27 protein-coding genes are annotated in these 25,452 nt (G+C 65.2%); 14 read left to right on the plus strand and 13 right to left on the minus strand.

The window, feature by feature from the left end; all coding sequences use genetic code 11:
* On the plus strand, window positions 1-1,002 hold the full coding sequence (holA, locus tag AC5Y42_RS10560) for a DNA polymerase III subunit delta (RefSeq protein ID WP_499898130.1): 1,002 nt from the start codon (window positions 1-3) through the stop codon (window positions 1,000-1,002).
* Between the two features lie 31 nt (window positions 1,003-1,033).
* Here holA and rpsT read toward each other — a convergent pair whose 3' ends face one another.
* Together rpsT and AC5Y42_RS10570 are read right to left on the minus strand one after the other, a co-directional pair.
* Window positions 1,034-1,294, minus strand: coding sequence for a 30S ribosomal protein S20 (gene rpsT, locus AC5Y42_RS10565; protein ID WP_499897918.1), 261 nt, complete (start codon window positions 1,292-1,294; stop codon window positions 1,034-1,036).
* 270 nt (window positions 1,295-1,564) lie between these two features.
* Window positions 1,565-2,407: a ribonuclease Z gene (locus tag AC5Y42_RS10570; protein WP_499898131.1), complete on the minus strand. Its 843-nt coding sequence runs from the start codon at window positions 2,405-2,407 to the stop codon at window positions 1,565-1,567.
* 279 nt (window positions 2,408-2,686) lie between these two features.
* Between AC5Y42_RS10570 and AC5Y42_RS10575 the strand changes: the two genes are divergently transcribed.
* The gene (locus AC5Y42_RS10575) at window positions 2,687-3,115 is read left to right on the plus strand and encodes a CBS domain-containing protein (RefSeq protein WP_499897920.1); all 429 of its coding nucleotides are present in this window, start codon (window positions 2,687-2,689) and stop codon (window positions 3,113-3,115) included.
* A gap of 15 nt (window positions 3,116-3,130) precedes the next feature.
* On the opposite strand, the gene AC5Y42_RS10580 is transcribed toward AC5Y42_RS10575, so the two are convergent.
* Entirely contained in the window at window positions 3,131-3,733 is a 603-nt protein-coding gene (locus tag AC5Y42_RS10580) for a type II toxin-antitoxin system PemK/MazF family toxin (RefSeq protein ID WP_499897921.1), read from the minus strand.
* A 558-nt stretch (window positions 3,734-4,291) separates the two neighbouring features.
* Between AC5Y42_RS10580 and lepA the strand changes: the two genes are divergently transcribed.
* Both lepA and AC5Y42_RS10590 read left to right on the plus strand, forming a co-directional pair.
* A complete protein-coding gene (lepA, locus tag AC5Y42_RS10585; RefSeq protein ID WP_499898133.1) occupies window positions 4,292-6,145 on the plus strand; it encodes a translation elongation factor 4 in 1,854 nt (617 codons plus the stop codon).
* A 122-nt stretch (window positions 6,146-6,267) separates the two neighbouring features.
* Complete coding sequence (locus tag AC5Y42_RS10590; protein WP_499897923.1) at window positions 6,268-6,981, plus strand: sensor domain-containing protein; 714 nt, start codon at window positions 6,268-6,270, stop codon at window positions 6,979-6,981.
* 123 nt (window positions 6,982-7,104) lie between these two features.
* Here AC5Y42_RS10590 and AC5Y42_RS10595 read toward each other — a convergent pair whose 3' ends face one another.
* Window positions 7,105-9,102: a glycoside hydrolase family 15 protein gene (locus AC5Y42_RS10595; protein ID WP_499897925.1), complete on the minus strand. Its 1,998-nt coding sequence runs from the start codon at window positions 9,100-9,102 to the stop codon at window positions 7,105-7,107.
* Window positions 9,103-9,237: 135 nt separating this feature from the next.
* Here AC5Y42_RS10595 and AC5Y42_RS10600 point away from each other — a divergent pair, with 135 nt between their 5' ends.
* The 6 genes from AC5Y42_RS10600 (at window position 9,238) to AC5Y42_RS10625 (ending at window position 13,566) form a co-directional block, all read left to right on the plus strand.
* Complete coding sequence (locus tag AC5Y42_RS10600; RefSeq protein WP_499897927.1) at window positions 9,238-9,432, plus strand: hypothetical protein; 195 nt, start codon at window positions 9,238-9,240, stop codon at window positions 9,430-9,432.
* A 134-nt stretch (window positions 9,433-9,566) separates the two neighbouring features.
* Window positions 9,567-9,659 carry an Ms4533A family Cys-rich leader peptide gene (locus AC5Y42_RS10605; RefSeq protein ID WP_499897928.1) on the plus strand — a complete coding sequence of 31 codons (93 nt, stop codon included), beginning with the start codon at window positions 9,567-9,569 and terminating at the stop codon, window positions 9,657-9,659.
* Window positions 9,660-9,817: 158 nt separating this feature from the next.
* A complete protein-coding gene (locus AC5Y42_RS10610) occupies window positions 9,818-10,801 on the plus strand; it encodes a sulfate ABC transporter substrate-binding protein (RefSeq protein ID WP_499898134.1) in 984 nt (327 codons plus the stop codon).
* The gene (cysT, locus tag AC5Y42_RS10615) at window positions 10,798-11,625 is read left to right on the plus strand and encodes a sulfate ABC transporter permease subunit CysT (RefSeq protein WP_499897929.1); all 828 of its coding nucleotides are present in this window, start codon (window positions 10,798-10,800) and stop codon (window positions 11,623-11,625) included. Before AC5Y42_RS10610 ends, cysT begins: the two co-directional genes overlap by 4 nt.
* Window positions 11,622-12,437, plus strand: a complete 816-nt coding sequence (gene cysW / locus AC5Y42_RS10620) for a sulfate ABC transporter permease subunit CysW (protein WP_499897930.1) — start codon at window positions 11,622-11,624, stop codon at window positions 12,435-12,437. The genes cysT and cysW overlap by 4 nt, the downstream gene beginning before the upstream one ends.
* Before the next feature lie 91 nt (window positions 12,438-12,528).
* Window positions 12,529-13,566, plus strand: a complete 1,038-nt coding sequence (locus AC5Y42_RS10625; RefSeq protein ID WP_499897931.1) for a sulfate/molybdate ABC transporter ATP-binding protein — start codon at window positions 12,529-12,531, stop codon at window positions 13,564-13,566.
* 34 nt (window positions 13,567-13,600) lie between these two features.
* Here AC5Y42_RS10625 and AC5Y42_RS10630 read toward each other — a convergent pair whose 3' ends face one another.
* From AC5Y42_RS10630 to AC5Y42_RS10645, 4 genes are all read right to left on the minus strand, one after another.
* A complete protein-coding gene (locus tag AC5Y42_RS10630) occupies window positions 13,601-14,296 on the minus strand; it encodes a sirohydrochlorin chelatase (RefSeq protein ID WP_499898136.1) in 696 nt (231 codons plus the stop codon).
* 47 nt (window positions 14,297-14,343) lie between these two features.
* Window positions 14,344-15,075 (minus strand): phosphoadenylyl-sulfate reductase, encoded by a 732-nt coding sequence (locus tag AC5Y42_RS10635; protein WP_499897932.1) that lies wholly within the window; start codon window positions 15,073-15,075, stop codon window positions 14,344-14,346.
* Entirely contained in the window at window positions 15,072-16,739 is a 1,668-nt protein-coding gene (locus AC5Y42_RS10640; RefSeq protein ID WP_499897933.1) for a nitrite/sulfite reductase, read from the minus strand. Before AC5Y42_RS10640 ends, AC5Y42_RS10635 begins: the two co-directional genes overlap by 4 nt.
* Window positions 16,740-16,852: 113 nt before the next feature.
* Window positions 16,853-16,948, minus strand: coding sequence for an Ms4527A family Cys-rich leader peptide (locus tag AC5Y42_RS10645; protein WP_499897934.1), 96 nt, complete (start codon window positions 16,946-16,948; stop codon window positions 16,853-16,855).
* A 165-nt stretch (window positions 16,949-17,113) separates the two neighbouring features.
* Between AC5Y42_RS10645 and AC5Y42_RS10650 the strand changes: the two genes are divergently transcribed.
* Genes AC5Y42_RS10650 through hemW form a run of 3 tightly spaced genes read left to right on the plus strand, consistent with a single transcriptional unit; the run spans window position 17,114 to window position 19,239 of the window.
* Window positions 17,114-17,656, plus strand: a complete 543-nt coding sequence (locus AC5Y42_RS10650; protein WP_499897935.1) for an Rv1363c family protein — start codon at window positions 17,114-17,116, stop codon at window positions 17,654-17,656.
* Window positions 17,653-18,036 carry a transglycosylase family protein gene (locus tag AC5Y42_RS10655; protein WP_499897937.1) on the plus strand — a complete coding sequence of 128 codons (384 nt, stop codon included), beginning with the start codon at window positions 17,653-17,655 and terminating at the stop codon, window positions 18,034-18,036. The genes AC5Y42_RS10650 and AC5Y42_RS10655 overlap by 4 nt, the downstream gene beginning before the upstream one ends.
* Window positions 18,037-18,081: 45 nt before the next feature.
* Window positions 18,082-19,239 (plus strand): radical SAM family heme chaperone HemW, encoded by a 1,158-nt coding sequence (hemW, locus tag AC5Y42_RS10660; RefSeq protein WP_499897939.1) that lies wholly within the window; start codon window positions 18,082-18,084, stop codon window positions 19,237-19,239.
* Here the strand turns inward: hemW and AC5Y42_RS10665 are convergent.
* Window positions 19,236-19,436: a hypothetical protein gene (locus AC5Y42_RS10665; RefSeq protein ID WP_499897941.1), complete on the minus strand. Its 201-nt coding sequence runs from the start codon at window positions 19,434-19,436 to the stop codon at window positions 19,236-19,238. The two genes, hemW and AC5Y42_RS10665, sit on opposite strands and share 4 nt — an antisense overlap.
* Window positions 19,437-19,787: 351 nt before the next feature.
* Between AC5Y42_RS10665 and AC5Y42_RS10670 the strand changes: the two genes are divergently transcribed.
* Complete coding sequence (locus AC5Y42_RS10670) at window positions 19,788-21,134, plus strand: salicylate synthase (protein WP_499897943.1); 1,347 nt, start codon at window positions 19,788-19,790, stop codon at window positions 21,132-21,134.
* A 90-nt stretch (window positions 21,135-21,224) separates the two neighbouring features.
* On the opposite strand, the gene AC5Y42_RS10675 is transcribed toward AC5Y42_RS10670, so the two are convergent.
* The 4 genes from AC5Y42_RS10675 to AC5Y42_RS10690 are packed head-to-tail and all read right to left on the minus strand — an operon-like array spanning window position 21,225 to window position 25,380.
* On the minus strand, window positions 21,225-22,115 hold the full coding sequence (locus AC5Y42_RS10675; RefSeq protein ID WP_499897945.1) for a MerR family transcriptional regulator: 891 nt from the start codon (window positions 22,113-22,115) through the stop codon (window positions 21,225-21,227).
* 6 nt (window positions 22,116-22,121) lie between these two features.
* On the minus strand, window positions 22,122-23,582 hold the full coding sequence (locus tag AC5Y42_RS10680; protein WP_499897947.1) for a flavin-containing monooxygenase: 1,461 nt from the start codon (window positions 23,580-23,582) through the stop codon (window positions 22,122-22,124).
* 3 nt (window positions 23,583-23,585) lie between these two features.
* Entirely contained in the window at window positions 23,586-24,506 is a 921-nt protein-coding gene (locus AC5Y42_RS10685) for a ferritin-like domain-containing protein (protein WP_499897948.1), read from the minus strand.
* 22 nt (window positions 24,507-24,528) lie between these two features.
* Complete coding sequence (locus AC5Y42_RS10690) at window positions 24,529-25,380, minus strand: SDR family NAD(P)-dependent oxidoreductase (protein ID WP_499898138.1); 852 nt, start codon at window positions 25,378-25,380, stop codon at window positions 24,529-24,531.
* Between the last annotated feature and the right edge of the window lie 72 nt (window positions 25,381-25,452).

Raw genomic sequence — 25,452 nt, forward strand, 5'->3', positions numbered from 1 at the left:
TTGCACCTCGTACTGGGTGACGAGGAATTACTGGTCGAGCGTGCCGTCGGCGAAGTGCTGCGCGCCGCGCGGCAGCGGGCCGGCACCGACGACGTGCCAGTGAGCCGGCTGCGGGCCGGCGAAGTCGACACGTACGAACTCGCCGAGTTGCTGAGCCCGTCGTTGTTCGCCGACGAGCGGGTGGTGGTCCTCGAAGCCGCCGGTGAGGCCGGCAAAGACGCCGCTGAATTGATTGCCGCCGCTGCAGGCGACGTCCCGTCCGGCACGGTGCTCGTCGTCGTGCACTCAGGTGGCGGGCGGGCGAAAGCCTTGGCCAATCAGTTGCAGTCGTTGGGCGCGGAGGTGCACGCGTGTGCGCGAATCATAAAAACCGGCGAGCGTGCCGATTTCGTCCGCAACGAATTTCGCTCGCTGCTTGCCAGAGTCGACCAGGACACGATTACCGCGTTACTCGATGCCGTCGGCTCTGATGTGCGTGAACTCGCCTCGGCCTGTTCGCAATTGGTGGCCGATACCGGAGGTCGCGTCGACGCCGCCGCGGTGCGCCGCTATCACAGCGGCAAAGCTGAGGTAAAAGGATTCGACATCGCCGACAAGGCGGTGATCGGCGATGTCGAAGGTGCCGTGGAGGCCCTGCGGTGGGCGATGATGCGTGGGGAGCCGCATGTGGTGCTGGCCGATGCGTTGGCCGAGGCCGTGCACAGCATTGGGCGGGTGGGTTCCCAGTCCGGTGATCCTTACCGGCTGGCGGGCGAACTTGGGATGCCGCCCTGGCGAGTGCAGAAGGCGCAGAAACAGGCCCGGCGTTGGTCACGCGACATGGTGGCGACGGCGATGAGGCTCGTTGCCACGCTCAACGCCGATGTCAAGGGGGCGGCCGCCGACGCAGATTACGCGCTGGAAGCCGCGGTGCGGACGGTCGCCGAGCTAGCCGCCGGTGACGATGCGGGCCGGTCGGTTCGAGGTGGGGGATCCAGCCGGTTACGAGGACAAGCCGGATAGTTGTGCAGCGCTAACGCCCCGGCGCGGCAGCTCAGAGCTTGTTGAACGCGCGGGCCAGCGCCGACTTCTTGTTGGCCGCCTGGTTCTTGTGGATGACGCCCTTGCTGGCCGCCTTGTCCAGCTTGCGGTTGGTCGACACCAGCAGGTCGGCAGCTTTGTCCTTCTCGCCGGCCTCGCTGGCCTCGCGAAACGCGCGGACAGCCGTGCGCAGCGACGACTTCACCGATTTGTTGCGCAGGCGGCGGCGCTCATTGGTGCGGTTTCGCTTCTGCTGCGACTTGATGTTGGCCACGCGTTAGTTCCTTCGTCGATCTCGATGGGGGTTCAGGCTCCAGGTGCCGGGCAGCTGGGCAGCGAATGACCAGGTTATCAGCCGGTGGGCCGCTCTCCCAAAGCCGAGTCCAGCATTTCGTGACCAAAGCTACCGCCACGATGCGCCGGCCGGAAGCGCACCCACGTCGACCTGACCACTACCGCGGGCTGAATCAGCAACGCTGACCTGCGGAAACACTGCGGCACTCCGGTGCCGCACTGGGTGAACCGCTCCGGCGGTGGCCGCCCTTCAGCTACCCGGTCCGACGTCGACGCGATGCAGGTCGTCGCCGAGCTCGATCCGGCCGTCGAACTCCGTTGCGGCCAGTGCCCGCCATTGGTCTTCCTGCCCCGGCCCGATGGCCGGCACATAGTGCGTCAGCACCAGGGTGGAGACCCCGGCGCGCTTGGCGGTGGCGGCGGCCTGCTCGACCGACGAATGGTAGTCGCAGATGTCCTTGATCCGCTGCCGCGGCAATTGCATGATGATGTCTTCGCGAATCACAGTGTGCACCAATGCATTAGCCCCAGAGCTTAGCTGGTCGAGGCTTTCGCAGGGCACTGTATCCCCGGCCAGCACGACCGACGCGCCGTCGGATTCGATCCGAAACCCAATGGTGGGCGCCACCGGCCGGTGATCGGTGGGGGCCACCCGGATCGTGACACCGTCGTGGTCCCACACCGGGCCCTCAGTGTGCTCGTGTACCTCGACCGGTGGCGGCGCGGTCAGATCGGCGTGGTGGGCGATCCGGTACCCAATGTCGCGGCCGAACGCTTTCAGGGTGGCCTCGACGACTTCTGCGGTGCCCGGCGGCCCGATGATCGGCAGCGGCGCTGGTTCGGAGTCGAAGGTGCTGACCCAGCGAGTGATCAGGACGTCGCCCAGATCGGCGATGTGGTCGCTGTGCAGGTGGGTCAGCAGCAACGCCGATAGTGCGTTGGCGCCCACGCCGATAGCCGCTGCCCGCTGCAGCACTCCGCGCCCGCAGTCTGTCAAAAACAGCTGTCCGCCGGCTCGCACCAAGGTGGCGGGCCCGGCTCGGTTGGGGTCGGGGATGGGGCTTCCGGTACCAAGCAGCGTGATCTCGATCATGACGTCAGGTATGTCACACATTCCGGGCGTTTACCTCGTAATCGAGGATTAGCCTGTGCCGCTTGCTACTTCGGTTGTCATCGTGCGCTCGACACATTGCCTTGGTTGCCGGCCAGATTCCACCTTCGCGGCGGCGGCCAGGTCGTACCGCGCGACCGGCGTTGCTCCGCGCGAGCGTGTTCGTGTGCGGTCGGCGCTAACGAGTTTCGCCGGTCGCTTTCGCGCCGACGCAGATGTCCGTAGCCTGGTGTGAACCGGATCACAACGCGGGAGGCCTCGATGCGGATTGCAGACGTGTTGCGGAACAAAGGCGCGGCGGTGGTAACCGTCGACTCGGACGCGGCGGTGACTGAACTGCTCGCGGGACTGGCCAGGCACAACATCGGCGCGATGGTGGTGATCGGGCCCGACGGTGTCGCCGGCATCGTTTCGGAGCGCGACGTCGTACGCCAGCTGCACAGCCAAGGGGCGTCGGTACTTTCCCAGCCGGTCTCGAAAATCATGACAGCCGTCGTCGCCACCTGCGGTAAAGCAGACACCGTGGACAGCATCAGCATGCTGATGACCGAAAACCGGGTGCGGCACGTGCCGGTGCTGGACAACGGAGAGCTGGTCGGGATCGTCAGTATCGGTGACGTCGTGAAGACGCGGATGGAAGAGCTCGAGGCCGAGCAGGCCCAGCTGCAGTCGTACATCACCCAGGGCTGACAAGCTCGGCGTGCGTCAGCTCCACGAATAGTCGGTCCGCAACCGGGCGGCCACCGTATCGAAGGTGTCGCGCTGCAAAATGGCGCCCTCGCGACGGATTCCTTCCTCGGGTACGTCGAGCACCCGATCCAACCGGACCCAGCTCTCCCGGCCCTCGTCGTCCCAGCTCCCGCTGCCGATACCGACCCAATCGGGATCAGCAGCGTGCCGTTGCTGGCTGGACATCATCAGCCCGAGCAAGGTGCGATGGTCGCGGCCCACCACCAGCACCGGGCGGTCCTTGCCTCGGCTGGGATCGTCCTCGTAAACCACCCAGGTCCACACGATTTCGCCGGGATCGGCCCGCCCGTCCAAATCGGGCGCATAGACCAGCTTGCGGGCCCGATGCGCGGTCGGGGCGCTGTTATTGGTCACCGGGCGGCCGACGGTGATCTCAGCCGGTGGCGATGACGCGCCGCCGGCGAAGACCTCCATGCCGATCCTGAGGCCCTGCTGAATACCGCGCTGCATCGTCGGCGAATTTTGCAGGTGGCGGATGAACCTCGGTGCCTCGTTGAACACCAGGTTCTCCGCGAAGCGCTGCAACGTCTTCCACTGTGGCTTGCGTGGGGACGCCATGTTCGCAGCATAGGCGAGAGCGACCCGGACTGACCGCCTACTTGGACCCGTGGGCCTCGTGAGCAGGCCCACGTGAGTACCCGCCACGGCTACAACATTCAGCAGGTTTGCGCGACGAAATTGGACGTGGGTACAACAAACGTCTCAGGCTGCCGCCACCTCCGGGCGATGAGATTCCGGACGAGTTTTCTCACGAATCTTCGATATTCCTCTCAGCTTGCTATTAGGCTCATGCGCGGTTGGTAACCAAACCTTTGTGCACTGAGGGTTGGCCTCATCTGTCGAGGTGAGGCAGTGAAGTGGGTTGCTCGACCTCCGCGCAGGGGGCGCGGGAGGGAGGGGGTCGAGCAACGCATGTCCGGCGGTTTGCATCGCCCGTAACCCGCCGGACGGGGGTCTCCGGCCCCGGCCGCGTTCGCGTGACCGGGGCCGGAGTTATTTCCGGCCTCGGCAACTCGTCGCGTCGGCGCGCTTGGCTCTCGGCGCTCGGCGTGATTGTGTCTCGGCCTGGTTGCCTCGATACCCTGGATGGACGCCCACGTATGAGTCCACCAGGAGATTCCCATCAGCAGTTTCGCCGACCAAACGTTCACCGCGCCGGCGCAGATTCGGAACTTCTGCATCATCGCCCACATCGACCACGGCAAATCCACGCTGGCCGACCGGATGCTGCAGCTCACCGGCGTCGTCGATGAACGGTCGATGCGCGCGCAATACCTGGACCGGATGGATATCGAGCGCGAGCGCGGCATCACCATCAAGGCGCAGAACGTGCGGCTGCCCTGGCGGGTCGGCGACACCGACCATGTCCTGCATCTGATCGACACCCCGGGCCACGTCGACTTCACCTACGAGGTGTCCCGGGCGCTGGCCGCTTGCGAGGGGGCGGTGTTGCTGGTCGATGCCGCCCAGGGCATCGAGGCGCAGACGCTGGCCAACTTGTATCTGGCGCTGGACCGCGACCTGGTGATCATTCCGGTGCTCAACAAGATCGACCTGCCCGCCGCTGACCCCGACCGCTACGCAGCCGAGATCGCCCACATCATCGGCTGCGAACCCGACGACGTGCTCCGCGTTTCCGGCAAGACCGGTGAGGGGGTGGCGGAGCTGCTCGACGCCGTCGTCAAGCAGGTCCCCCCACCCACGGGTGATGCCGAAGCGCCCACTCGGGCAATGATTTTCGATTCCGTCTACGACATCTACCGCGGGGTGGTGACCTATGTGCGGGTGGTCGACGGCAAGATCGCCCCGCGCGAGAAGATCGCGGTGATGTCCACTGGCGCCACCCACGAACTGCTGGAAGTCGGCATCGTCTCACCCGAGCCGAAAGCCACCGCCGGCCTCGGCGTCGGGGAGGTCGGCTATCTGATCACCGGTGTCAAAGACGTGCGCCAATCCAAGGTCGGCGACACCGTGACAACCGCGCGCCACGGCGCCGCCGAGGCGCTGACCGGCTACCGCGAACCCAAGCCGATGGTGTACTCCGGCCTGTATCCCGTCGACGGCTCCGAGTATCCCGATCTGCGTGACGCGCTGGATCGATTGCAGCTGAACGACGCCGCGTTGACCTATGAACCCGAAACGTCGGTGGCGCTGGGTTTCGGGTTCCGGTGCGGGTTTTTGGGCCTGCTGCACATGGAGATCACCCGCGAGCGGCTGGAACGCGAATTCGACCTCGATCTGATCTCGACCTCACCCAACGTGGTCTACCAGGTGGTCGTGGAAGGTGGAGCCGACGAGCGCATGGTGGTGACCAACCCGTCGGATTGGCCGTCGGGCAAGATCCGTACCGTCTACGAGCCTGTCGTCAAAACCACGATCATCGCGCCGAGTGAGTTCATCGGCACGATCATGGAACTGTGCCAGTCCCGCCGCGGCGAGCTCGGCGGCATGGACTATCTGTCACCAGAACGGGTGGAGTTGCGCTACACGATGCCGTTGGGCGAGATCATCTTCGACTTCTTCGACTCGTTGAAGTCGCGCACTCGCGGTTACGCCAGCCTCGATTACGAGGAAGCCGGCGAGCAGGAGGCCGATCTGGTCAAAGTCGACATCCTGTTGCAGGGTGAGGCCGTCGACGCGTTCAGCGCGATCGTGCACAAGGACGCCGCGGCTGCCTACGGCAACAAGATGACCACCAAACTGAAGGAACTCATCCCACGTCAGCAGTTCGAGGTGCCGGTGCAGGCCGCAATTGGATCGAAAATCATTGCGCGGGAGAACATTCGCGCGATCCGCAAGGACGTCCTGTCGAAGTGCTACGGCGGTGATATCACCCGTAAGCGCAAACTGCTGGAAAAGCAGAAGGAAGGTAAGAAGCGGATGAAGACCATCGGCCGGGTCGACGTCCCGCAGGAAGCTTTCGTTGCGGCGCTGTCGACAGACGCGGCGGGGGACAAGGCCAAGAAATAGTGCCCCACTTACCGGCGAGCGTGCGTGTCCCCGGCCATTTTCGCGGCGTGTCGACCGGGACTGCGCACGCTCACACCACGTGGAGCCCGCGTCGGCAGAAAGGTATGCGCAGTCGGTGCATTGTGGCTCTGCTAATGGCGGGGCTACTGGCCACCGGCTGTACGCGCCTCGCCGACGGTGCCGTTCGTCCGGCGGCAGGGCTGACGCCGCAGCCCTTGCTCGGACAAGCCGTGAAGAGCGTTCTCCTCGACAACGGCGAACTGGCGAAGGTGCTCGGCCAGCCCTTCAAAACCGATCCCAATTCCGCGCCGCACTTCGGCGGGCTCGATGAGTTATTCGAGGGTAACGCCTCGCCCCGCGAGTGCGCAGCGGTCGGAATAGAGCTACCGAGAAGTGCCTTCGCGGGATTCGATGTGCGGGCAGTCGCCAATGAGACGTGGTGGAATGCGGCATCTTATGACGACAAACCGCGGGTGATCAGCGTCTACGAAAATGTGGTCGCCTTGCCGACGGCCGCGGCCGCCGACGCGCTCTTCGACACGTTCACCAAGCAGTGGCAGCACTGCGCCGGCGCAACGGTGGACATGGGCGACGACTATTTCACGTACGCGATCTCCGATGTCAGCGTTGCCAATTCCGTTGTTGCCGCTGATGTTCAGGTCCACGGTTCCACAACAGTCCCGAATGCGCATGCCGTCGGGTTGCGGGTGAATTGCTTGGTCGAGACTGAGGTTGCGTTCTTTGGTGCCGGGTCCAAGCGCACATCACCGGACCGGAAGACCACCACCGTCGAAATTGCACGACGGATGATGGACAACATCAGTGACTTGAGTTGAGCTCAGGCAACAGGCCCTGACGATGTTCCGTTCACCCCGAACCGCTGCGGGTGAGCGTGCGTGTTCCCGGAACCCGGCCCGGCGTGTCGACCGGGGACACGCACGCTCGCGGCAAAACGCGGCCTACATCGGGGCGTTGGCGGGCTGGAATCCTCCGGTGGAGTCGGCTTCTTCCTCGGCGCGAATCACGTGCACCACGGCGTTTATCAACGCCAGGTGCGTGAACGCCTGCGGGAAGTTACCCAGATGCCTACCGGTGCGCGGCTCGATCTCCTCCGCGTAGAGGTGCAGCGGGCTGGCGTAGGACAGCAGCCGTTCGCACAGGTGCTTGGCGCGGCTGACCTCGCCGATCTCGACAAGCGCCGACACCAGCCAGAACGAGCAGATGGTGAAGGTGCCTTCCTCGCCGGTCAGGCCGTCGTCGGTCTCCTCCACGCGGTAGCGCAACACCAGACCTTGTTCGGTGAGGTTATCGGCGATGGCCAGCACGGTCGAACGCACCCGCGGGTCATCAGGCGGCAGGAACCGGGTCAGCACCACCTGCAGCAGTGACGCGTCCAGCGCGTCGGTGTTGTAGTGCTGGGTGAACACGCCGCTGGAGTTCACCCCGTGTTCGAGGATGTCGGCCTTGATCTCCTCGGCAACGGCCCGCCACTGCTGCGCGTAGCTCTTCTCGCCCTGCCGCTCAGCCAGCTTGGCGCCGCGGTCCAGCGCCACCCAGCACATGACCTTTGACGAGGTGAAGTGCTGCGGTTCGCCACGGACCTCCCAGATGCCGCGGTCGGGCTGACGCCAGTGTCTCGAAGCTTCTTCGACTTGCTTTTTCAGCACCGGCCAGAGCGTCTCGGGAACCTGCTCGCGGGATCTGGCGTGCAGATAGAACGAGTCGAGGATGGCACCCCAAATGTCGTGCTGCGCTTGGTTGTAGGCGCCGTTGCCGATTCGGACCGGGCGCGCATGGTCGTAGCCGGACAGATGGTGCAACTCTTCTTCGACCAGGCTGCGTTCGCCGCCGACGCCGTACATCACTTGCAGCGGATGGCCTTCACCGTTGTTGGCGCCGGACACGTCGGCGATGAACGAGAAGAAGTCGTCGGCTTCGCGATCCAGACCCAAGGTGTAGAGGCCCCACAATGCGAATGTGGAGTCGCGGATCCAGGCGTAACGGTAGTCCCAGTTACGTTCGCCCTGAGGTGTTTCCGGCAGTGAGGTGGTGCTGGCAGCGAGTAGCGCGCCGGTAGGCGAATATGTCAAACCTTTCAGAGTCAGCGCGCTGCGCTGTAGATAGGCCCGCCACGGGTGGTCCGGGAAGTTGCCGATGTTGATCCACTGTCGCCATGACTCGGTGGTCTGCCACATCTTTTCGGCAGCCTCTTTATAGCTTTGCGGCGCAGGGTGCTTGGACCAACTCAACGCGACGAACACGTCGTCGCCCTCTTTCAACCGGGTGCGTGCCCGTGCCTCGCGGCCCTCCAGCCCGATCCGCAGGTTGGTGGTCAGCCGCAGCGTCGGGTACGCGTCGGGGTTGTGTTTGGCCCGAGCGATGGCTTCGCCGTAGGCATTGGCCGAGTATTCCCACGTCGCTCCGACACGGTGGTAGTCGAACGCCGGCTCGCAGCTCATCATCAGCTCGACGGTGCCGGACACGCAGCGCACCGTGCGTAGCAGAATGTGCTCGGCGTCCCAGTCCATCGGGGTACGACGATGCGTGCGCGACCGCCGTTCGATGTCATGCCACGGACCCATCACCAGCGCGTCGCGCACAATCAGCCAGCCGGTATGGGTCTGCCAGGTGGTCTCCATGATCAGGCTGCCGGGCAAATAGCGCCGAGCCGACGGCACCGAGACCCCATACGGCCCCAACCGGAAGTGGCCGGCGCTACGATCCAGGATCGCGCCGAACACGCTCGGAGAGTCCGGCCGCGGCACGCACAACCACTCGACCGAACCGGCCGGCGAGATCAGGCACGTCGTCTCGCAGTCGGAAAGAAACGCGTAATCGGCGATCGGCGGGAACGGGTTCCGCAACGACCCGGTCGGCGTGAAGGGCACCGGGGACGTGACGGTGAACGGGGGGACCTCCTCGGAAGCTTCTTCGGCCGCATCGGCGTGCAAAACCATGCCGCCATCATCATCTGTGGACCCGTCCGGCGTCTACTCGGGGCCGCCCAGAATCGGGCCCGATCGCAGGCTGCCGGCCGGGCCGCTGATCCTGGCACGTTGGATTCGTGAGAAGCGCCGCATAGGGTAAGCCCGGTGAACGGGTTCCTCAGCTGGTGGGACGGCGTCGAGTTGTGGTTGTCGGGGCTCGGGTTCGTCCTGCAGACCGTCTTGGTGATGCCGGTTGTGCTGATCTTGGCCTACCTCGTCGCCCTGGCGCTGGACACCATGCTGGGCGGGGGGATCGGGCTGATGCGCCGCGTCCGGCAGCGCGACGAGGGGCCCCGATGACCGGTATGCCCCGATCGCAGGTGACGTTGGTGTTGGTTCTGCTGGTGGTGCTGGTCATCGTCATGTGGTGGCTGGCGCACTGAGAGTTGCCTGCCAACCATGCCGGTGCAGCGGATTCTGTTAGGCTTCGCGGCATGCTCGCAGCGTCCGGCAACCGAGAGTGCTATGTCTTGGCACTCATTGCCGTGGGTGATTCCGCTGTGGCCGATGTGCACTGTCGTCGCTGAACCAATACGCGCGCGGTCTGGCGTCGGTGTCGGTGCAACTGACGAGTGCTGGTCACTGAACGACCCGAGGCCTTTCCGTCGCGGTGATTTGATTCCCGCAGCCCGAAAGGTCACCGATGCCTAACCACATCAGGGGATGGCGTGTCGTCGCCCTCGCGATGGCCGCGGCCGTCGCGACCGCCTGCCACGGTGGTGCCAGCGACGTGGTCGGCGGCGGCGGCCCGCGCAATGCGCGCGTCAGCATCACACTGGTCGCCTACTCTGCTCCAGAACCTGGCTGGAGCAAGGTGATTCCCGCGTTCAACGCCTCCGAGGACGGCAAGGGCGTTCAGGTGGTCAGCTCATATGGGGCCTCCGCGGATCAGTCACGCGGCGTCGTCGACGGCAAACCGGCCGATGTCGTGAATTTCTCGGTCGAACCCGACATCACCCGCCTTGTCAAGGCAGGCAAGGTTTCCAAGGACTGGGACAAGGACGCCACGAAGGGCATCCCGTTCGGCTCGGTGGTGACGCTGGTGGTGCGCCAGGGCAATCCGAAAAACATCAAAGACTGGGACGACTTGGTGAAGCCAGGTGTGGAGGTCATCACCCCCAGTCCGCTCAGTTCGGGCTCGGCGAAATGGAATCTGCTGGCCCCGTACGCCGTCAAGAGTGGCGGAGGACGAGATCCCCAAGCCGGAGTGGATTTTGTCAACAAGCTGGTGAGCCAGCACGTCAAACTGCGTCCCGGGTCCGGGCGTGAGGCCACCGATGTCTTCGTCCAGGGCAGCGGCGATGTGCTGATCAGCTATGAGAACGAGGCCATCGCCACCGAGCGGCAAGGCAAGCCGATCACCCACGTCAACCCGCCGCAGACCTTCAAGATCGACAACCCGCTGGCGGTCGTGACCACCACCGCGCATCTGGACACCGCGACCGCGTTCAAGAACTTTCAGTACTCCGCGCAAGCCCAGAAGTTATGGGCGGATGCGGGTTTCCGGCCGGTGGACCCAGCCGTCGCCGCCGATTTCCGTGACCAGTTCCCGGTACCGACGAAGCTGTGGACGATTACTGACCTAGGCGGCTGGGACACCGTGGACCCGCAGTTGTTCGACAAGAACTCCGGCAGCATCACCCGGATCTACATGCGGGCCACCGGATGACGGCCACGATCGCACCCCACCTGACTCAGGCGCGCCGCGGCAACACCCCGCTGCGAGTCGGTGTGGCGACGGTGTGGTTGTCGGTGATCGTGTTGCTGCCCTTGGCCGCGATCGCCTGGCAAGCAGTCGACGGCGGCTGGCGCGCATTTTGGCTAGCGGTCACCTCGAATGCCGCGCTGGAGTCGTTTCGGGTAACGCTGACGATTTCGGCCGGGGTCACGGTGCTTAATCTGGTGTTCGGCCTGATGATCGCCTGGGTGCTGGTGCGCGACGATTTCCCCGGTAAGCGCCTCGTCGACACGATTATCGACCTGCCGTTCGCGTTGCCCACCATCGTTGCCAGCCTGGTGATGCTGGCCCTCTACGGGCCCAACAGTCCCGTTGGGCTGCATCTGCAGCACACCGGGTGGGGTGTGGGGGTGGCGCTGGCGTTCGTCACGTTGCCGTTCGTGGTGCGCGCCGTCCAACCGGTGCTGCTCGAGATTGACCGCGAGGCCGAGGAGGCGGCCGCGTCGCTGGGAGCCAACAGTGCGACGATCTTCACCTCCGTGGTGCTGCCGTCGCTGACGCCGTCGTTGCTAACCGGTGCCGGCCTGGCGTTTTCGCGTGCCATCGGTGAGTTCGGTTCGGTGGTTTTGATCGGCGGTGCGGTGCCCGGGAAAACCGAAGTCTCCTCGCAGTGGATCCGTACCTTGATCGAGAACGACGACCGCACCGGCGCGGCCGCGATATCCATTGTGTTGTTGAGCATCTCATTCGTCGTGTTGCTCCTCTTGCGCACTGTCGGTTCACGCGCCGCCAAACGCGAGGAGTTGTCGGCATGACGACCTCACCGCGCGTTCGCTGCCTCATCCGTTGCATCGCGCTGGGCTACGTCGCCGTACTGCTGGTCGTTCCGGTTGCGGTGATCCTGTGGCGAACCTTCTCGCCCGGCATCGGCCAGTTCTACGCTTATATCAGCACGCCCGCGGCGATCTCGGCACTGCAGTTGTCGTTGCTGATTGTGGCGATCGTGGTGCCGCTGAATGTCGTCTTCGGTATTCCTACAGCATTGATGTTGGCGCGCAACCGGTTTCGTGGTAAAGGTCTGCTGCAAGCCATCATCGATCTGCCGTTTGCCGTTTCGCCCGTCATCGTGGGTGTGGCGCTGATCGTGCTGTGGGGCTCGGCCGGCGCACTGGGCTTCGTCGAGAGAGATTTCGGGCTCAAGATCATCTTCGGTCTGCCCGGCATCGTGCTGGCGAGCGTCTTCGTCACGCTGCCATTCGTGGTCCGCGAAGTCGAGCCGGTGCTGCACGAGTTGGGGACCGACCAGGAGGAGGCCGCCGCAACGCTGGGTTCGACCTGGTGGCAGACCTTTTGGCGGATTACGCTGCCGTCGATCCGGTGGGGCCTCACCTACGGCATCGTGTTGACCATCGCCCGTACTCTCGGCGAATACGGCGCGGTGCTCATGGTGTCGTCGAACCTGCCGGGGAAATCGCAGACGTTGACGCTGTTGGTTTCCGACCGCTACAACCGGGGCGCTGAGTACGGTGCCTATGCATTGTCGACATTGCTGATGGGGGTGTCCGTGGTGGTGTTGATCGTTCAGGTCTTGCTCGACATCCGACGTTCCGGCAAGGAGGCCGCATGACTGCCAACTCAGGGGCGCGCACCGGCGACGATGCAGAGCAAAAGAGCGGTGCGGGGGCACGTCCCGCTTGCGGGGGAGAGGAGCGGCGCTTATGACGGACGCGATCATCGTGCGGGGCGCCAACAAACGCCACGGCGACTTCGTCGCACTCGACGACGTGGACTTCACGGTGCCCGCCGGCTCGCTGACGGCGCTGTTGGGCCCCAGCGGGTCGGGCAAGTCGTCGTTGTTGCGCGCCATTGCCGGACTCGACCTGCCTGACACCGGAACCGTGACGATCAACGGCCGCGACGTGACCCGGGTGCCACCGCAGCGGCGTGGCATCGGATTTGTGTTCCAGCATTACGCCGCATTCAAGCATTTGACCGTTCGCGACAACGTGGCATTCGGGTTGCGGATTCGCCGGCGACCGAAGTCGGAGATCAAGAAAAAAGTCGACAACTTGCTTGAGGTGGTGGGGCTCAGCGGTTTTCAGAACCGCTACCCAAACCAGCTCTCCGGTGGTCAACGGCAGCGCATGGCGCTGGCCCGCGCGCTGGCCGTCGACCCGCACGTGCTACTGCTCGATGAGCCGTTCGGTGCACTGGACGCCAAGGTCCGCGAAGATCTGCGGGCGTGGCTGCGGCGATTGCACGACGAAGTGCACGTCACCACGGTGCTGGTCACGCACGACCAGGCCGAGGCGCTCGATGTGGCCGATCGGATCGCGGTGCTCAACAAGGGTCGTATCGAGCAGGTCGGATCCCCGGCTGACGTCTACGACAGCCCAGCGAACGCCTTCGTGATGTCGTTCCTCGGGGCGGTGTCCTCGTTGAACGGCACCTTGGTGCGCCCGCACGACATCCGGGTCGGCCGCAATCCCGACATGAAGATTGCCGCCAGCGACGACGCCGCCAAATCCGCCGGCGTCATCCGCGCCACCATCGACCGCGTGGTGATGCTGGGCTTCGAGGTCCGGGTGGAGTTGACCAACGCCGCCACGGGCGGGCCGTTCACCGCGCAGATCACCCGGGGCGATGCTGAGGCGCTGGGCTTGAAAGAAGGCGACACCGTCTACGCGGCCGCCACCCGGGTGCCCGATCTCCCCTTGCCGCGAGCGTGCGCGTCCCCGGTCGACACGCCGACCTAATTCGCGGTTCTGCGCACGCTCGCGCCAGAGATGGTCAGGCCGCAGCCTGCTCGGTCAGCGCCGCATCGAAGCGGTCCAGCACCGTCCGAGCCACCAGCGAATGCGCGCCCAGTGGGGCCGCCATGGCAATACTGCGATCGTGTGCAAAGTCAGCCACTCGATCGGTCAGCAGTCCCGGCGCCAGGAACCACGGCGCGATCACCAGCCGCCGCGCGCCCGCGACCCGCAACCGGTCTGCCGCCTCGGCCAGCGAACCGGCCGCGGTCGCAAACGCCGTCGTCGCACCGGCCCAGCGGGTACCGGCCGCCAACCTGACGGCCACCGTCGCGGTGCGCGCATTCGCCGCGGCATCGCTTGAACCAATCGCCACCACCAGCACACCGAGATCGCGGTCGAGCCCGGAAACGCCCAGTTCGCGCTGTCTTTCGCGCAGCACGGCAACCAGCCGCTCGTCCTCACCGAGCACCTCCGCCTGCCGCACCCCGGGGTGCCCGGCGATCTGTCGAGGAATGTCGATGCGGGCATGGTAGGCGTCGGCGAGCAAAAACGGCGTCACCACCGAACCCGGCGTGACCACGTTGGCCAGCATCGGAGAGTTCTGCTCGCAGAAGGCAACCCGCACATCCAGACCCGGGCGCATGCGTCGTAGTCGACTGGCGACGGCCTGCGCATTGGCCGCCGACCGTGGATCCGCACTGCCGTGCGCGGCGAGCACGAGCGGCGATCGCAAACTCGGCGGAGCCGAGTGCGGCGGGTCGGCGCCAAATGAACCCGGGGTCACGAGGCGTGCAATCCGCATTCGACCTTGCTCTTCCCTTGCCAGCGTCCGCTGCGCGGGTCGGCGCCCTCGACCGGCTTGGCCGTGCACGGGGCGCAGCCGATCGACGGATAGCCTTCGTAGACAAGCGGATTGACCAGCACATCGTATTCGGCGATGTAGTCGTCCATGTCCTGATCCGACCACGCGGCCAGCGGGTTGATCTTCACCAGCTTGAAAGCCTCGTCGAAACTGATCAGCGGGGCGTTGGCCCGGGTGGGCGCCTCGACCCGGCGCAGCCCGGTGACCCAGGCGGAGTAGCCGCGCAGCGCTTTGGACAGCGGCTCCACCTTGCGCAGCCGGCAGCATTCGTTGGGCTCGCGAGCGAACAGATCCTTCCCCAACAGCGCGTCCTGCTCGGCCACCGTGTGCTCAGGCGTGACATTGAGCACCCGGATGTCGTAGACCGCCTCGACCGCGTCGCGGGTGCCGATGGTTTCGACGAAGTGATAGCCGGTGTCAAGGAACAGCACCGGAACTCCGGGCCGCACCTTGGCCGCCAGATCCACCAGTACCGCGTCTTGCATGTTGGACGCCACAACGTAATTACAGGTCGCTGCACCCCGCGGTCCGTTGACGCCGCCGAAGTTCTCGTCGGTCCAGCGCAGCAGGTCGGAGGCGTTGGCGCCGGCCAGTTCCGCCGCGCCGCGGTCGGCAAGCTCCCGAAGCTCCGCCTCCGTCGCAGCGCTCATCGCAGATCCGCCTCGTCGGCGCGGGCCGCCCAGGTGGCGAACCGCTCGCCGTCGTCGCGTTGTTTGACGAAGTTGCGCACCACTCGATCGATGTAATCGCTGAGCTCGCTGCTGGTGACTTTGTGCTGGCGCAGCTTGCGGCCGAAACCGCTGTCCAGCCCGAGGCTGCCGCCGAGATGGACCTGGAAACCTTCGACTGAGCCACCGTGGCCGTCGTCGACCATCTGGCCCTTGAACCCGATATCCGCGACCTGGATGCGCGCACACGAGTTCGGGCAACCGTTGATGTTGATCGTGATCGGCACGTCGAGCCGCGCGTTGATGTCCTCCAGCTGGCGCTCCAGCTCGGGCACCAGCACCTGGGAGCGACCACGGGTTTCGGCGAACGACAACTTACAAAACTCGATCCCGCTGCACGCCATCAGGTTTCGCCGCCAGTGCGACGGCTGCGACTGAAGGCCCAATGCGTCCAGCTCGGCAACCATCTCGTCGAGCCGCTCGTCGGGCACGTCGAGGATGATCAGCTTCTGATAGGGCGTGAACCGCGCCCGGTCAGATCCGACGCGCTCCATCAGGTCGGCCACCGCGGTCAAGATGGTCCCGGAGACCCGTCCGGCGATCGGGGCCACCCCGACGGCGTTGCGGCCGTTCTTCAGTCGCTGTACGCCGACGTGGTCGATCGGGTGCTTGGCCGGTTCGGGGGACGGGCCGTCGATCAGCCTGCGGCCCAGGTATTCCTGTTCGAGGACCTCACGGAACTTGTCTATGCCCCAATCTTTGATGAGGAACTTCAGCCGGGCCTTGGAGCGCAGCCGCCGGTAACCGTAATCGCGGAACAGGCACGTGACGGCCTCCCACACGTCGGGCACCTCGTCCAGCGGCACCCAGACACCGACCCGCTTGGCCAGCATCGGGTTGGTGGACAATCCGCCGCCGACCCACAAATCCAGACCCGGACCGTGCTCAGGATGGTTGACGCCGATGAACGAGATGTCGTTGATCTCATGCGCGACGTCTTGCAGGCCCGAGACCGCGGTCTTGTACTTGCGCGGCAGATTCGCGTATTCCGGCTTGCCGATGTAGCGCCGCACGATTTCGTCCAGGGCCGGGGAGGCGTCGAGCACCTCGTCGAGCGATTCCCCGGCCAGCGGGGAACCGAGCATGCCGCGCGGGCAGTCACCGCACGCTTCGGTGGTCTGCAGGCCGACGGCGTCGAGTCGTCGCCAGATCTCGGGAACGTTCTCGATCTCGATCCAGTGGCATTGCAGGTTCTGCCGGTCGGAGATGTCGGCGGTATCCCTGGCGAATTCAGTCGAGATTTGGCCCAGCGTGCGCATCGCGGCGGCCGACAGCGCCTTGCCGTCGCAGCGCACCCGCATCATGAAGTAGCTGGCCTCGAGCAGGTCGGCGTTCTCGTCGCCGGTCCAGGTGCCGTCGTAGCCCTGTTCGCGCTGGGTGTAGAGGCCCAGCCAACGGAACCGGCCACGCAGATCGGTCTTGTCGATGCTGTCGAAACCACGCTTGGCGTAGACGTTTTCGATACGGTCCCGCACGTTGAGGGGCGCGTCGTCGAACTTGAGCTGCTCGTTGGGGTTGAGCGGGTCACGCTCGCCGAGCGCCCATTGGCCTTCGGTGCGACCTTTGGCGGGGCGGGGGGTCGTCATTCGGCGATCTCCTTCGCGGAGGGGCCGGCTGGGAACACGCGCATCACCGGTTGGCTGTCCGGCGGCGCAGATCCGCGGCCAGCTGCAAGGACAGGGTGGGCGGGTCTACGACATCAAGGCAGACAGCGACAGCTGCAGACACGCTTGAGATCGATGTGCCGACGCGCCACCAGGGCAATACGGAACTGGTTGCGGGGGGCGGCGGTCACCTGGCCATTGTGCCATGGATGGCGAAAAGCCGCCCGACCGGCTCGAAATTGCGATCACCGTGAATAAAAGCCCGAGGACCGGTGTGTCGGTCCCTCAGATGCAGGCACCGCTGGGCCAAACTATCTGGGCGCACGCCATCCGGCGCGGGCAGGTAGGCGGTTGAGATGACTGACACGGAACCTTCGCAACCCGGCGTTCGTGACGAAGACCACAACGCCGCGCCGGCGCCGCCGCGCGCGTATCGCCGCTGGCTTGCCGTCGCAGCGTTGGTGGTCGTCCTGGCCGGAGCGGGCGGCTATGTGGGGTGGCTCCAATACGAGCGACACCAGACGGAGATAGCCACCCAGCAGGCAGTCGCCGCCGCAGTGAAATATGCCGTCGCGCTGACAAATTTCGACAGCCAGGCGATGGACCGCAACATCGCGACGCTACGCGACGGCGCAACCGGCGAGTTCAAGCAACGCTACGACAAATCCAACGGAACACTGCGCATGGTGTTGCTCGACCACCAGGCAGCAACGCAAGGTCGGGTCGTCGAATCGGTGGTCAAGTCGGCCAGCACCGACCAGGTCGAGGTTCTGCTGTTTGTTGAGCAACTGGTGACCAACACCGATGAGCCCGACTCGGAGACCGACTACAGCCTCGTCAACGTGACCATGGACAAAGTCGACGGCCAGTGGCTGGCCAGCAAGGTGCAGTTGCGATGAAACGTGGGTGCGCGCTGGCGGCGGTTGCGATCGTGGCGGCGTCGATTAATCCGATCAGCAACATTGCGTCCGCCGAGGTCAACTGGGACGCGCTTGCGCAGTGTGAATCCGGTGGTAACTGGGCGGCCGACACCGGTAACGGCTTCTACGGCGGCCTGCAGATCAGCAAGGCGACCTGGGAGGACAACGGCGGCCTCGGTTCACCGCAACACGCCTCACGTGCCCAGCAGATCCAGGTGGGGCAGCGGATTATGGCGACCCAGGGGCCGAAAGCCTGGCCATCATGCGCTTCTCCTGGTGGTGCTAGTCGTAAGGCAGCACCAGTGGGCTCGCTGAATCACTTGTTGACCTACATGTTCGATCAACTCAACGGGTCCTGATTCGAAACAGTTCGCGCTCGGCTCGCCATGGGATGATGGGGTGCCGTGACAACATCTCTGCCCGACGTGCAGCTGACTCCGGGCGCACCGTTCGGCGTGTACGTTCACGTGCCGTTCTGCCTGACCCGCTGCGGGTACTGCGACTTCAACACCTACACCCCGGCCGAGTTGGGCGGGGTCAACCCCGACGCCTGGCTGCAGGTGCTGGCTTCGGAGCTCGATTTGGCGGTCGCCAAGCTCGGCGCGCCATCGGTCGACACCGTGTTCGTCGGGGGCGGGACGCCGTCGCTGCTGGGCAGTGCGCGACTGTGCGCAGTCCTCGAGATGGTCCGCGAGCGCTTCCCGCTGGCGCCGGATGCCGAGGTCACCACCGAGGCCAACCCGGAGTCGACGACGCCGGAGATGTTCGCGGCGCTGCGCGCAACCGGCTACACCCGGGTGTCGCTGGGCATGCAATCGGTGGCGCCGCGGGTGCTGGCCACTCTCGACCGGGTGCACTCCCCGGGGCGGGCGGCGGCCGCGGCCGGCGAGGCGTTGGCCGCCGGTTTCGAGCACGTCAGCCTCGACCTGATCTATGGCACCCCCGGGGAATTCGACGACGACGTGCAACGCTCAGTCGATGCAGTGCTGCAGACTGGCGCCGACCACGTGTCGGCGTACGCACTGACCGTCGAGGAGGGCACCGCATTGGCGCGCCGGGTGCGGCGTGGCGAGCTGGCCGCTCCCGACGACGATGTGCTGGCGCATCGTTACGAACTGGTGGATGCGACGCTGGGCGCTGCCGGCTTCGACTGGTACGAGGTATCCAACTGGAGCCGGCCCGGCGGGCAGTGCCGCCATAACCTCGGATACTGGAACGGCGCCCAGTGGTGGGGCGCCGGGCCCGGAGCGCACAGCTTCGTCGGCGCGACGCGATGGTGGAATGTCAAGCACCCCAACACCTATGCGCAGCGGCTCGCCGATGCGTCGCTGCCGGTGGCCGGTTTCGAGGCACTGCAAGTCGACGCATTGCACACCGAGGACGTGATGCTGCGCATCCGGCTGCGGGAAGGCCTGCCACTCGACCTACTCGAAGCGCCCGAGCGCGAACGTGCCGCGGTCGCCGTCGCCGACGGTTTGCTGTCCCATGAGGGCGACCGGGTGGTGCTCACCGATCGCGGCCGACTGCTGGCCGACGGCGTGGTGCGCATGCTGTTGGGTTAGGCCGACACGCTCTTCATCCCGGCGCCCTTGACGCGGTGAGTCACCGATCCCCATGCCGAGGGCGAGAAATGGGTGGTGACTTCCTCGAAACCGTCAACCCGAGTAACAGTGAGGACGCCCGTGTCGTGGTTGACCGATAGCTTGTCGCCGTCGTTGGCGTGGACTTCGTCACCGTCGCGAAGCCGGATTGTGAACACGGTGGTTGCCCCTCTCGAATCTGTTCGGTTGTGGTCGGCTGCGGATCTGGTCACCGGTCGGGCCGAACGTGATGCTACGAATGACCCGCAGCGAGCCGCGATCCTTTGCGGGACTACGGATTGAACGTTGTGGAAACGTTCGACGATCAGCCAAGCACGGGAACTGTCCGACGACCCGAAGCGTGCGGCGCCCACGGGCGTCGTCGGTGGTCGATTCGACGGTTCAGGCCGTGATCACGGCCGGTGCGGGGCAGTCGACGGCAGTTAAAGTCAGGACTACTTAAATGGCCGACCGCGCACTTTGGCCCGGAGCCTCCCACCTGTTCTGAGGTTAGGCTACTCTTACTAACCGTGACCGAAGTCCAGACTAGCTCCGTAGACGCCGAGTCACTGTCATGTCGGTTACCCGCCGACATCGCCCCCGCCGACCTGGCAGCCGAGCTGGCTGCCGCGTTGCCCGAGTGCGACGGCGAGGAATATCTGCTCTACGAGCACGACGGCCAATGGGTGCTGGGCGCCGGGGTGCTGGCGATGGTCGAGCTGGACTGCAATGAGTTGCGCGTCACCCGGGACGGCGTCACGCAGCGGCAGTCCTGGTCGGGGCCGCCCGGACCGGTCCTCGGCGAGGCGATTGACCGACTGCTGCTGGAAACCGACGAGCTGTTCGGGTGGGTCGCCTTCGAATTCGGCGCCTATCGTTTTGGGTTGCAGGACCGGCTGGCCCCGAATACGCCGTTGGCGCGGGTGTTTTGGCCACGCAGCCGAATCGTGATCACCGACGAAACGGTTCGGCTGGTCGACGCCGGGCCACGCCACCGCGATGCGGTCGACCGGTTGTTGCGTGATGGTCTGGATGCCACGCCGTCCGCGTCTGCTCTCGACGTGGCGACCGATAACACCGGCTACCGCGGTCGAGTGACTACGGCGATCGACGAAATCAACAGCGGCGGCTATCACAAAGTGATCGTGTCGCGGTGTGTCGACGTGCCGTTCCGGCTCGACTTCCCAGCGACGTATCGACTGGGCCGTCGGCACAACACGCCTGCGCGGTCATTCTTGTTGCGACTGGGCGGTTTTCGTGCGGTGGGCTACAGCCCCGAACTGGTCGCGGCGGTCCGCCACGACGGGGTCGTGATCACCGAGCCGCTGGCCGGTACCCGGGCGCTGGGGCGGGGAGAGGCGCGGGATCGCCAAGCCCGCGACGATCTCGAATCGAACTCCAAAGAGATCGTCGAGCACGCTATATCGGTGCGCAGCTCGCTGCTGGAGATCACCGAGATCGCCGAAGCTGGCAGCGCCGTAGTCACTGATTTCATGACAGTGCGCGAGCGTGGCAGCGTGCAGCACCTGGGCTCGACGGTCAGCGGGCGGCTGTGCACGGCGAAAAACCGGATGGACGCCCTGGAGACGTTGTTCCCCGCGGTCACCGCGTCCGGCATTCCCAAGGCGGCCAGTGTCGATGCCATCCTGCGCCTCGACGAAAGCCCGCGCACCCTGTATTCCGGTGCGGTGGTGAAGTTTTCCAGTGACGGTGGGTTGGACGCTGCGCTGACGTTGCGGGCGGTCTATGAACACGAAGGACGAACGTGGCTGCGCGCCGGAGCCGGCGTCATCGGCGCATCGGACCCCGAGCGCGAATTCGAGGAGACCTGCGAGAAGCTGACGACGCTGGCGCCTTATCTGGTCGCGAGGTCTTAACCCTTTTGCGCCCCCTTTGCGCGAACGTGCGTGTCCCCGGCCGACACGCCGTAGCTGAGCCCGTTTTTGCGCACGCTCGCGGCGATGGGGTCAGGCGTTCTCCATGTAGTCGGCAAGTATCTTGCTGACCAACGATTCGATTGTCGATTCGATCGACGACGCCAGCGTGGCGGTGACCGAGGCGACGGCCTGGGTGCGGAACCGGACCAACATGGTGATCAGCTCGGCGATTTCGGTGTCGGCGGGCAGCGCCTCGCCCGGTTTGAGCCGGTGGGCGACGTGCTCGGCACCGGTGCGTACCAGCATTTCGCTGATCTGGTCGATCAGCGGAACGATCTGCTCGTGCAGGTCGATCATTGTGGCCAAGCTGACGCCGTAGCTGCGGATCTCGTTGAACGCGTCGATCAGTTTGGGCCGGGTGATCGTCGCCCGTGGGCCGTCGACGCGGATCACCCCCAGGCCTACCAGCCGCTCGAAGGCAGGCGGGTCGTCGATGCGTCGCCGCGCCTCGGCGAACGGCATCGTCTCGGACTTTTCGGTGGTCCAGGTGCCCACGATCGCGGTCTCCAGACCCAGCACGTCGCCGAGGTTCTTGCCTTCCTCCCACGCGCTGAGCATTTCCCGCACGTGCGCAATGTTGTATCCGCGGTCGAGCATCGAAGTGATCAACCGCAGCCGAGTCATGTGGGTGTCGTTGAACAGCGCGATGCGCCCGACGCGCAACGGCGGCGGCAACAGGCCACGATCGCGGTAGACCCGAATATTGCGGGTGGTGGTGCCGGCCAGCCGCGCCAGGTCGTCGATGCGGTATTCCCCGGACACACTGTGGGGCTGACGTGCCGCCGCGTCGAATAGCTGTGCCACGGCAGTTTCGATGACCTCGCGTGACTGACGACGAACGCGTTGCGGTGCGCGTCGTAGGTTGGCCAGCACTCCGGCGATGGTGCCGGTCTCTGGTCGTGCCGCTCGGTTGGGAGCCATCGGCCGTCAGGCCGCGTGGTAGTCGGCGAGCCGGAAATCACGCATCTGTCGAAGATACTGGGTCGCGAACCCGGGGTACATCGACGCGTTGAAGCCGTCCTTGGTGAGATACCAGCTGCTGCAACCCGACATCCAGGTCGTCTTGGTCAGACGCTGCTGGATGCGTTCGTTGTAGCGGCGCTGCACGTCTGCGCGTACGTCGAGGGAACGCAGATCGTTGTCGAGGATCGTGGTGATGCCGCGCACCGCATAATCCAGCTGGCCTTCGATATACACCAACAGCGAGTTATGGCCGGGCCCGGAGTTGGGTCCGGTCATGAAGAACAAATTCGGATACCCGTGTGCGCTGGCGCTTTTGAAGGCCTGCGCGCCATTGGCCCACTCTTGGGCCAGCGACCGGCCACCCAGCCCGGTGACCGGGAACGGCGGGCCGGTCAGGTGCACGTCGTAGCCGGTGGCGAACACGATGCAGTCCAGCTGATGTTCGATGCCGTCACTGGTGCGGATGCCCGCAGGGCTCAGCGTGGCGATCGGCCAGTCGATAAGCTTGCAGTTGTTGCGCTGCAGGGCGGGGTAGTAGTCGCTGGAGACCAGCATGCGTTTGCAGCCCGGCGCAAAACTGGGTGTCAGCTGCCGGCGCAGCCACGGGTCTTTGACGGCCATCCGAAGATGGGCGCGCCCCAGCTGCGCCACCAGTGAGGTCAGCGGCGTGTTCCACACCAGCGCGGTGGCGCTGGCCTCATGACCCCAGAACAGTGCTTGGCGCGCAAGCTCTTGGGCGGCGGGGACTTTCGCGAATACGGTTTGGACCGCCGCCGGAGTGGGGACGTCGAGGCGGGGGAGTACCCAGCCGGGCGTGCGCTGGAACACCTTGACGAACTCGGCCTGCTTGACCAGTTCCGGAATGATTTGGATGGCGCTGGCCCCCGTACCGACGACTGCGACACGCTTGCCCGCGAAGTCGTAATCGTGGTCCCAGCGGGCGCTGTGGATCTTGTGGCCCTGATAGGAGTCGATGCCGCGGAGGTCGGGAAAGCTCGAGTCCGGCAGCGGTCCGGACGCCAACACCACCGTGCGGGCCCGAAACCGCTTGCCATTTGCGGTGGTTGCGGTCCAGACACCGGCGTCGTCGTCGAACGACAACCCGTTGACTTCCCGGCCGAATTCGATACGGCGACGGATGTCGAACCGGGTGGCCATGTCCTCGATGTGGCGACGGATCTCCTCGGCGGGAGAGTATGTGCGCGACCAGCTCGGGTTTCTGACGAATGAGAACGAGTACAGCAGCGATGGAATGTCGCAGCTGGCGCCGGGATAGCTGGTGTCCCGCCAGGTTCCGCCCACCTGGTCGCTGCGCTCGAGGATCACGAAATCGTCGACGCCGGCCTGGGCCAGTTTGATCGCTGCGCCCAGCCCGGTGAATCCGGCGCCCACAATCAGTGCGGCGTGGGTGTGATTGCGCGTCATCGGTTATGCCGCCGGCTTGTAGGTGACTTCTCTAACCCAGCTCGGTACCGACGGCAGCAGGGGCCGCGGATACCGGTCGGAAAGCCACACCATCGAGTTGGCCAGCAGATGGTAGGGGTGGCGTGGATTCGTGACGACGCCGGCGTAGCGCCGCAGGAACCGATACGTCGGTACCCGCCCGGTGTGTGCACCGCGGTCGCCGAGCTCTTTGAACCGTTTGACGGCCCTATAAAGCCGTTCGGGCTCCATACCCATAGCGGTGATCTCGTTGCGGATTCTATTGATCAGCGGCGCGCCCATGACCGCGCCGATGATGAGGCCCGGAGTGGCATTGCGACCGACGAAGTCGATCAGCAAACGTCGGACCTTTGCGTGCCCGATCATGTCGAGAACTTCGAAATCGACGACTAGATGGCGTGATTCGTCGTTGTTGATCTTCTCGAATACCTGGTGACAAACCGGGTCGTGCACCTCATCGAGAAGGAACTTCAACAGGGCGCCGTCCAGGGCGACTTCCAGCATCGGGATGACGGTGCCGAGCAGAGACAGCGGCATGTCGTCGGCCCAGCGGTCCAACCAGTCGATCGCCAGCCGGATGTTCACGTTCGGTTCGGGAACCTCATCGTCCTCGAGCATGCCCCAGCGCTTCATCAGTGCCAGTTCGGCGTTGGCGTGGCGTTGCTCTTCGGCGTGGAAGTAGCGGTAGATCTCAGCGATGGTGGGGTTGGGCGCCTTCTTGGCCAACGCGGCAAAGCCGCGGGCACCGATGTTTTCGATCCAGCACAGGTCGGCCATGAAGGCTTTCAGCTTGGGCCGGAACTCGTCGCTGATGGTTTCGGCGCCGGGCGCGTCCCAGTCGATGTCAGCCAGTGCCCATTGCCGGTCCTTGATCTTGGCCAACATCATTTCCATGTCGATGGTCATCTGCGCCGCTCCTTCGCGATCTTCAGTGCAGCCCGCCGCGCGACACCAGCCCGACCGTTCGGGTGTAGGTCGTCGGGGCGAGACGTTTGACGTTCCAGCCGATCTTGGCGTCCAGCTGCGGCATGCAGTACAGCTCGCCGCGATCGTGGGCATCCAGACAACTGCGTGCGACTTTGGTCGCCGACAATCCGGTCCAGCGCATCAGCTTGGCCGCCAGTTCGGTCGACTGGGCGCTGATGCGGCCGGATTCGACGATGTTGGTCTTGACGAAGGTGGGACACAGCGCCGTGACTTTCACGCCCGCACCGGACAATTCGGCAGCCAGGGTCTCCGACAGCGACAAGACGCCCGCCTTGCTCACGTTGTAGGCGGCCATACCGGGGGCGGCGCCGAACGCTGCAGCCGAGGCGACGTTGATGATGCCCCGCGGCTTCTTGGCAGGCTCGGCCGCCCGCAGGATCGGCGCGAACACGTGACAGCCGTGGATGGGGCCCCACAGGTTGATGCCCAGGGTCCAGTGCCAATCGTCCAGAGAGACTTCGCCGATGGGTGCCCCACCGGCGCCGACGCCGGCGTTGTTGATCACCAGCGTGGGCGCGGCGCCGAACCAGGACTCTGACCGTGCTGCGAGGTCGGCGACGTCGTCGATCTGAGAGACATCGCAGCAGATCGCGGTGGCGTGGCCGCCAGCTGCGGTAATCGCTTCAGCAGTTTGGGCGGCGGCGGCTTCGTTGATGTCGCTGCACACCACCGCGCCGCCCCGACGGGCGAGTTCGACGGCGAACGCCGCGCCGATTCCGCTGCCGGCGCCGGTGACCACTGCAGACGCGTCGTGGCTCGTCTTGTTAGAGGACAGTCCGGGCAGGCGGGGGATGCCGATCACATCACTGAGTCAACAGCCAATGGTGACATTAGTCAATGGCAACGTTGGGCCGGGTTGGTTCGT

The sequence above is a fragment of the Mycobacterium sp. NGS48 genome (assembly GCF_059812585.1).

What these genes read in the sequence shown, in the direction of transcription:
- AC5Y42_RS10570 (WP_499898131.1), bottom strand. Translation starts at nt 2,407, where the DNA reads ATGATCGAGATCACGCTGCTTGGTACCGGAAGCCCCATCCCCGACCCC.
- AC5Y42_RS10575 (WP_499897920.1), top strand. Translation starts at nt 2,687, where the DNA reads ATGCGGATTGCAGACGTGTTGCGGAACAAAGGCGCGGCGGTGGTAACC.
- AC5Y42_RS10580 (WP_499897921.1), bottom strand. Translation starts at nt 3,733, where the DNA reads ATGGCGTCCCCACGCAAGCCACAGTGGAAGACGTTGCAGCGCTTCGCG.
- AC5Y42_RS10595 (WP_499897925.1), bottom strand. Translation starts at nt 9,102, where the DNA reads ATGGTTTTGCACGCCGATGCGGCCGAAGAAGCTTCCGAGGAGGTCCCC.
- AC5Y42_RS10605 (WP_499897928.1), top strand. Translation starts at nt 9,567, where the DNA reads ATGCTCGCAGCGTCCGGCAACCGAGAGTGCTATGTCTTGGCACTCATT.
- AC5Y42_RS10610 (WP_499898134.1), top strand. Translation starts at nt 9,818, where the DNA reads ATGGCCGCGGCCGTCGCGACCGCCTGCCACGGTGGTGCCAGCGACGTG.
- cysT (WP_499897929.1), top strand. Translation starts at nt 10,798, where the DNA reads ATGACGGCCACGATCGCACCCCACCTGACTCAGGCGCGCCGCGGCAAC.
- cysW (WP_499897930.1), top strand. Translation starts at nt 11,622, where the DNA reads ATGACGACCTCACCGCGCGTTCGCTGCCTCATCCGTTGCATCGCGCTG.
- AC5Y42_RS10625 (WP_499897931.1), top strand. Translation starts at nt 12,529, where the DNA reads ATGACGGACGCGATCATCGTGCGGGGCGCCAACAAACGCCACGGCGAC.
- AC5Y42_RS10635 (WP_499897932.1), bottom strand. Translation starts at nt 15,075, where the DNA reads ATGAGCGCTGCGACGGAGGCGGAGCTTCGGGAGCTTGCCGACCGCGGC.
- AC5Y42_RS10640 (WP_499897933.1), bottom strand. Translation starts at nt 16,739, where the DNA reads ATGACGACCCCCCGCCCCGCCAAAGGTCGCACCGAAGGCCAATGGGCG.
- AC5Y42_RS10650 (WP_499897935.1), top strand. Translation starts at nt 17,114, where the DNA reads ATGACTGACACGGAACCTTCGCAACCCGGCGTTCGTGACGAAGACCAC.
- AC5Y42_RS10655 (WP_499897937.1), top strand. Translation starts at nt 17,653, where the DNA reads ATGAAACGTGGGTGCGCGCTGGCGGCGGTTGCGATCGTGGCGGCGTCG.
- AC5Y42_RS10675 (WP_499897945.1), bottom strand. Translation starts at nt 22,115, where the DNA reads ATGGCTCCCAACCGAGCGGCACGACCAGAGACCGGCACCATCGCCGGA.
- AC5Y42_RS10680 (WP_499897947.1), bottom strand. Translation starts at nt 23,582, where the DNA reads ATGACGCGCAATCACACCCACGCCGCACTGATTGTGGGCGCCGGATTC.
- AC5Y42_RS10685 (WP_499897948.1), bottom strand. Translation starts at nt 24,506, where the DNA reads ATGACCATCGACATGGAAATGATGTTGGCCAAGATCAAGGACCGGCAA.